Below are 7,529 nucleotides of genomic sequence, written 5' to 3'. Positions count from 1 at the left end.
ATTGCACAAACCGGAACGGGTAAAACGTTTGCCTATTTGTTACCTATTTTAAAGCAATGGCGATTTGTACATACCGATATACCGAGAGTACTAATTTTAGTGCCTACTCGAGAATTAGTAGTGCAAGTGCACGAAGAAATTGAAAAATTAACAAAATATATGAGTGTGCGTTCACTTGCCGTTTATGGTGGCGTGAACATCAATACACAAAAAAAAGACATTTATTCTGGAATTGATATTGTGGTGGGAACACCCGGTAGAATTATGGATTTGGCTTTAGATAATGTCTTGCGTTTTGACGATTTACAAAAATTAGTGATTGATGAATTTGATGAAATATTAAATTTAGGATTTCGAGTACAATTGACTTCTATATTATCAATGATGCGTTCGAAAAGACAAAATATTTTGTTTTCGGCGACTATGACAGAAGAAGTAGACGATTTGTTAGACGAATTTTTCGAATTTCCTGAAGAAGTTTCGTTAGCGCCAAGTGGTACTCCATTAGAGCAAATAGAACAACGTGCTTATGTGGTGCCGAACTTTTTAACGAAGATAAATTTACTTAAGCATTTATTACAAGACGAATCATACAGCCGAATTTTATTGTTTGTAAACAGTAAAAGAATGGCCGATTTCCTATTAGAACATTTAGAAGAAGATTTCCCAGGTCAGTTTGGAACGGTGCACTCCAATAAAACGCAAAATTACCGTTTAAATATGATGGAAAATTTTCAAACGGGTGAAATTAGAGGTTTAGTAACCACTGATATTATGGCGCGTGGATTGGATATTACAGATATTACACACGTAATAAATATGCAATTTCCTGAAATCCCAGAGCAATATATGCACAGAATTGGTCGTACGGGTCGTGCCGATAAAGACGGTATTGCCATTAGTTTTATTGGTCCGAAAGAAGACGAATTTCAACTGGAAGTAGAAATGCTAATGCAAACCGAAATTAAAATTCACGAGATTCCTACAAATGTAAAAATAGAACAACAACGATTAGAATTCGAAAAAGATCAAAAGAAAGTAAAAACGCTTTTGAAACGTGTAAAGAAAACGGGTGGTGATGCTTTTGAGAAAAAATCGGAGAAAAATAGCAAAGTCAATTTAGGAGGTCCAGGAAAAAGAACACCAAGAAAAACCGCTTCCAGAAACCGTGGAATTGAAAGAAAACGAGACGAAAAGAAAAAGAAAAAGTAATTTTTAGTATTTTTGAAAAACTTTAATAAAAATGCAATTTAAAAACCCAGAAATTCTATATTTTTTATTTCTATTGATTATACCAATTTTGGTACATCTTTTTCAATTGAGACGATTTAAAAAACAAGAATTCACGAATGTTAAATTGCTGAAAGAACTCGAAGTTCAAACCCGTAAAAGCGCTACAATTAAGAAATGGCTATTATTAGTCACTCGTTTATTACTTTTAACCGCTTTAATTTTCGCCTTCGCACAACCTTTCTTCAAAGCAAAAGATTTCGATAAAAAAAATAACGAACTGATTTTGGTAATCGATAATTCCTTTTCGATGCAAGCCAAAGGAAATAATGGCGAATTATTAAAAAGAACCATTCAGGATGTATTAGAAAACACACCTGAAGACCAACAATTATCGGTACTTACCAACGATGAAAATTTTTACGATACGAATATTAGAAACATTCAAAAAGAATTACAAAATTTAAACTACTCGTCTACTCCATTTAATCCTGCCGCAATTATCACCAGAATTGAAGCCAAAAAACCAGGCATTCCGAAAGATATTTTATTTATTTCTGATGCAGTTGGTTTAAAAGAAGAATTAAAAACCAATTTAAGCGAAACATCATCGCTGTATTATCAAACCGTAAAAGCAAACGAAACCTATAATTCTGCAATTAAAAACGTACAAATTAGTCAGGTTTTAGATCAATTTTACGAGTTGAAAATTAGTATTTCTACTTACGGAGAGGTTGAAAATGATGTGCCGATTTCTATGTATAATGGAAAAAAATTAGTAGGTAAAGCATTGATTTCGAAAGAAAAACCTCAAAAAGAAATTTTATTTACCATACCGAAAACAGATTTTCACGGCTATGTTAAAATTGAAGATAATAGCTTAACATTTGACAATACGTTTTATTTTAGTATTTCGAAACCACAAAAATCGAATGTAATTGCCGTGGGTACTCCAGAAAAAAACAACTTTTTATCCAGAATTTTCACAGCTGACGAATTTAACTACACATCAACAGATTGGAACACCTTAAATTACAATGCAATTGAAAATGCCGATGCTTTGGTTTTAAATGAAATACCAACTATTTCAAGTGCTTTATCTGTTACTTTGAAAAATTATTACAGCAAAGGCGGAACCATAATTTTTATACCTGATGTTACAAGCGATGTTTCGAGTTACAATGCTTTTTTGAGTAATTTTAGTCCGATTTCATTTTCAGAAAAAACACAAAAAGAAAAACAAATTACACAAATTAGTTTCAATCATCCGATATATGCCAATGTATTTGAGAAGAAAATTAGCAATTTCCAATATCCAAAAACGAATGCATCATTTACCATAAACGGTAGTAATTTGCCCGTATTACAATATGAAGATAAGAGTGTTTTCTTAGGAAATATCACAAATAAACTTGGAAATTTATACTTTTTTTCTACTTCAATAAATAAGGAAAATTCGAACATTCAAAATTCGCCATTAATTGTGCCTACCTTTTATAATATGGGACAGAACAACAACAAAACTGGTTTAAATGCGTTTGTAATTGGAGAAAATAATTACACCATAATTAACGAAACTATTGCAAAAGATAATGTTTTAAGCGTTACCAATTCAGAAAATAGTTTTATTCCGATGCAACAAATTTTGAATAATAAAATCAAACTTACTTTCGGAAATTATCCAGAAAAATCTGGAAATTACGAAGTATTAAAAGATAAAGAATCGCTTAAAGCTATCAGTTTCAACTATCCAAGAAATGAAAGCGATTTATCGCAAATAAATTCAGATTATTTTGATTCGTGTACAGAAGTAAATGCTGTATCTACGTTTTATTCTGACATTCATTCATCAAGAACAAGCAATGAAGTTTGGAAATATTTTATCTTTGCCACATTATTACTTTTACTAATTGAATTACTAATCCAAAAATTTGTAAAATGAATCTTTTACTAAAAAACGCGACACTACTTGAAAGTCAAAACCCATTTCATAAGCAACAAGTTGATATTGAAATTACAGATGGGATTATTTCTAAAATTGGAAAAAATCTAACCATAAAAGAAGGTTTTGAAGTCATTGAAAAAGAGAACTTACATATTTCTCAAGGTTGGTTAGATACTTCGGTAGTTTTTGGAGAACCAGGTTTTGAAACAACAGAAACCATTGAAAACGGACTAAAAGTAGCTGCAAAAAGTGGTTTTACTTCTGTTTTCTTACATTCCAATACGAATCCAGCGATTGACAACCAAGCGGTAATTCAATTTATAAAAAGTAAAGCACAAAATAGCATCACCAACCTACATATAGTGGGTTGTTTAACCAAAAACAGCGAAGGAACCGACTTAGCCGAACTTTTTGATATGAAAAATGCAGGCGTGGTAGCTTTTGGAGATTATAAAAAAGGCTTAAACAATCCGAATTTGCTTAAAATAGCATTTCAATATGTCGATAATTTTAACGGGATTTTGTTCGTACAACCTATGAATAAAGACCTAAAAGGAAAAGGATTTGTAAATGAAGGAGAAGTTTCAACGAAACTTGGATTAAAAGGAATTCCAGCAATGGCGGAAGAAATTGAAATCGAGAGAAACATTGCTTTACTTGCTTATACAAAAGGAAAATTACACATTCCATCCATTACAACAAAAAAATCTGTTGAATTAATTGCAAAAGCTCAAGCACAAGGATTAGAAATTACGTGTGGGGTTTCGGTAAATAATTTAGTATTAACAGATGAAGAATTGGCAGATTTTAATTCGAATACTAAAATTTATCCACCACTTCGCACAGAAACCGACAGAAAAGCTTTAATTGAAGGAGTTTTAAACAATGTGATTTCTGTAATCACGTCAGACCATTGCCCTGTAAACATCGAACAGAAGCAATTAGAATACGATTTAGCCGATTATGGCTCGATAGGTTTAGAAAGTGCATTTGGTGCCTTACAAACGGTTTTACCAACGGAAGTTATTGTAGCTAAATTTACTGCTGCGAAATCTTATTTCAACTTAGAAAACAATACCATTGCAGAAGGAAATAAAGCAGAACTAACCTTGTTTAATCCAAATGAAGATTGGATTTTCAATAAAGAAAATATACTTTCTTTTTCTAAAAACTCAATAATGTTAGGTAAGAAAATGAAAGGAAAAGTGTACGGAATTATTAGTAATAATAAAATTGAAATCTAATGGAAGAGCATAAAGTAAACGCAATGATTGGCCATTTTACGATAATTGGAACCATTGTAGCCCTTATGATGAATACTGAAAAAAAGAACCATTTTGTTAGTTTTTATACGCGTCAAACTTTAGGCATCTTTTTGTGTTTTCACTTGGGTGGTTATTTCATTGGCTATTTTGATAGTTGGTTTGTATCAACTGCTTATTGGTTGTTTTTTCTAATCTTATGGATTATAAGTTTTTCGGGTGTGATGAATAATGAAATGAAATTGGTGCCACTTGTGGGTGAACAATTTCAGAAATGGTTTAAAAATTTATAATTTATGAGTTTAGAATATTTGGTAAAAGCGCCAAAAGAAATAAAAGAAAAAAACGGCGCATTACTTTTAATACACGGCTATGGAAGTAATGAAGAAGATTTGTTTTCTTTTGCACCTCAATTACCTGAAGATGTATATGTAATTTCGATTCGTGCGCCATACAATTTACAACCTTATGGTTATGCTTGGTATGAAATTACTTTTGATGCTGATGAAAATAAGTTTTCAAATAACGAACAAGCTAAAGAGTCATTACAACTAATCGCAAATTTTATTGATGAAATTTCAGAAAAATTACCTTTAGATAAATCGAATATTTCATTAATTGGATTTAGTCAAGGTGCGATTTTAAGTTATGGAATGGCGTTTACGTATCCAGAAAAAATTAATAAAGTTGTGGCTTTAAGCGGTTATTTAAATGAACAAATTTTACCAGAAAATTATGATGTAAATCAAATTAAACATATTAAATTTTTTGTTTCTCACGGCACACAAGACCAAGTAATTCCTGTGGAATGGGCAAGAAAAACAGCACCATATTTAGAAAAATTAGGTTTGCGTATTATGTATAAAGAATATCCCGTAGGACATGGCGTAGCGCCACAAAACTTTTGGGATTTTAAAAATTGGTTAGACTAAAATTACTTTAAATATAAAACAAAAATGGCTCCGGAATCGGAGCCTTTTTTATTTTATAAGTATTTCAAATCTTATCTTTTTAAAGCGAAGTGAGCTTTAAATAATTTTTGTTGGTCATTTTCTTTATACTCAATGGTAAACCAATAGTCTGTTGATGGCATTGATGCACCAATATAAGTACCATCCCATCCTTGACTGGTTGGTATAGGTGTAATTTGTTTTAACAACTTACCATATCTATCATAAATATAAATCTTAGCATCCGGTTGATCCAATCCTTCTATGTTCCAAGTATCATGTATTCCATCACCATTTGGTGTAAAATATTTCGGATAATCAATAACTAATACTTCTATTGTTAGGTTCGTACAACCTTCTGTATCTTCTACCATTACTTCATGTGTGCCGCCTTGAACGCCTGTAAAAATGTTTGATTCTTGCCAAGCGCCACCGTCTAATGAATAAATTAGATTTCCTGTTCCTAATGGGTTTACAGTGACTGTTATGGTTGCATCTTCTGTGAAGGCATCCGTAACTTCCGCTGTTAGTCCTGTAGCTGGATAAACAGATACTACACTTGCTGTGTCGCTTTGCTCACAATTGGTTACCGTGTTGGTTACCACTACTTGATACGTTCCTGGCTGCATCGCTTCGTATGTAGGTCCGTTTGTACTTGGTAACGCATCATAAACATTCGTGGTCGTGTTTAATAAATACCAATCATACGTGAAATTAGGGTCCGATAACTGAGCATCTAACATATACCCTTGATACGTTACTCCTGTAGTTTGATTCACACAAATATGTCCGTCAATTAATTCTGGTTTTGGTAATGGGTTTACACGAACAATAAATTCTGTAGTACCTCCATCACAGTTTCCTAATCGTGAGGTTACACTATATTTTACAAATCCTTGAACATCTGAAGTGTTTGTTAAAACATCATTGATGGTAAATGGAGCTGTTCCGGTTCCGTTTGTAAATCCAGTTACATTTTGAGAATCTATAACCGTCCAAACCAGTGTGGTTCCTGTTATCGATGGAAATGATGAAATGGTTAAATTCGTAGATTTTTCACTACAGATTTCATTTGGTGGTAAGCTAATTGGTGTACCTGGTATTGGATTCACTGTTATAGTTACTGCATTTGTAATTGTAGCACCTGTACAAATTCCGTTTACGGGTGTAAAGTCAAAACTAATGGTTCCCACTACTAACGGATTGGTTAATGCCAATTGTAAATTCACAATTCCAGTTGTTGAAGTGCCACTTGTAGCGCCTCCCACAATCTGAACACCTGTTGCTGTGTTTATTTGCCAGTTATAAGCCGTTGCCGCTGGATTTGAATTAGAAGTAAGGGTAACAAATTCGTTATTACAAATCACCGTTTTATTTGAAACCGTAGAAGTAATTACAGGAATTGGTTTTACTGTAATTAATATTTGTTGTGACGTACCAAAACAACTTCCTATTTGTGGTTTTACTTCTATATTAATGGTACCGTTTTGGAAACCGTTAATCAAAGTAACCACTTGGTCAATATTGGCCTTGGTTCCACTAATGGCTGGCATGTTTACATTACTTGTTGTTGCGCTCCAGATAAAATCAGCACCTGCAACTGTGCTTAATAATTGTGAGGCAATATTTAAAGTTCCGCCATTACAAATTTCAAAACCTGCAATTGGATTAACAAACTGTGGTGTAGGAGAAACTGTTACTGTTGCTGTTTGTCCAGTAACTGGAATCGCACAACCATTCAAGTCCGCACTAACTATTTCATAGGTAGTGTTTACTGCTGGCGATACAGAAATCACATTACTTCCTGAAGCGCCAATGGTAATTGTGCTTGGTGTACCGTTCCATGTAAGTTGTGTACCTGGTGTAGCGGTAAGAGTTACATTAACTGGAATTCCTGCACAAGTAGTAGTAGTTCCTGTAATACCAATATTTGTTGGTATTGGGTTTACGGTAATCGTTCCTGTTGCGTTAACCGTTCCACATCCACCTGTTAAAGGAATGGTATAATTGAAAGTTCCTGTTCCTGTTGGTGTGCCTATAAGAGTGATAGTATCTGCTAACCATGAAGCGGTAACTCCTGCTGGAAGTCCAGTTGGTGTTCCTATACCTGTTGCACCTGTAGTAGCATGTGTTAGTGTTGGT

6 protein-coding genes are annotated in these 7,529 nt (G+C 33.2%); 5 read left to right on the top strand and 1 reads right to left on the bottom strand.

Annotated features, from left to right (window positions below):
- The 5 genes from ABWO04_RS08710 to ABWO04_RS08690 all read left to right on the top strand — a co-directional run.
- Positions 1 to 1,212: DEAD/DEAH box helicase (locus tag ABWO04_RS08710; protein ID WP_353079202.1), on the top strand; the 1,212-nt coding region annotated here is incomplete at its 5' end.
- A gap of 31 nt (positions 1,213 to 1,243) precedes the next feature.
- Complete coding sequence (locus ABWO04_RS08705; protein WP_353079200.1) at positions 1,244 to 3,172, top strand: BatA domain-containing protein; 1,929 nt, start codon at positions 1,244 to 1,246, stop codon at positions 3,170 to 3,172.
- The gene (locus ABWO04_RS08700; protein ID WP_353079198.1) at positions 3,169 to 4,419 is read left to right on the top strand and encodes a dihydroorotase; all 1,251 of its coding nucleotides are present in this window, start codon (positions 3,169 to 3,171) and stop codon (positions 4,417 to 4,419) included. The genes ABWO04_RS08705 and ABWO04_RS08700 overlap by 4 nt, the downstream gene beginning before the upstream one ends.
- Entirely contained in the window at positions 4,419 to 4,730 is a 312-nt protein-coding gene (locus ABWO04_RS08695) for a hypothetical protein (protein WP_353079196.1), read from the top strand. The genes ABWO04_RS08700 and ABWO04_RS08695 overlap by 1 nt, the downstream gene beginning before the upstream one ends.
- Positions 4,731 to 4,733: 3 nt before the next feature.
- On the top strand, positions 4,734 to 5,369 hold the full coding sequence (locus ABWO04_RS08690) for an alpha/beta hydrolase (protein ID WP_353079194.1): 636 nt from the start codon (positions 4,734 to 4,736) through the stop codon (positions 5,367 to 5,369).
- Between the two features lie 71 nt (positions 5,370 to 5,440).
- On the opposite strand, the gene ABWO04_RS08685 is transcribed toward ABWO04_RS08690, so the two are convergent.
- Positions 5,441 to 7,529 (bottom strand): T9SS type B sorting domain-containing protein (locus ABWO04_RS08685; RefSeq protein ID WP_353079192.1); only part of this gene is annotated, 2,089 nt, incomplete at its 5' end.

The sequence above is a fragment of the Flavobacterium sp. genome (assembly GCF_040382755.1).
Classification (GTDB): domain Bacteria; phylum Bacteroidota; class Bacteroidia; order Flavobacteriales; family Flavobacteriaceae; genus Flavobacterium.
The sequence above is the reverse complement of the archived record's forward strand: the minus strand, read 5'-3'. Positions and strand labels throughout refer to the sequence as shown.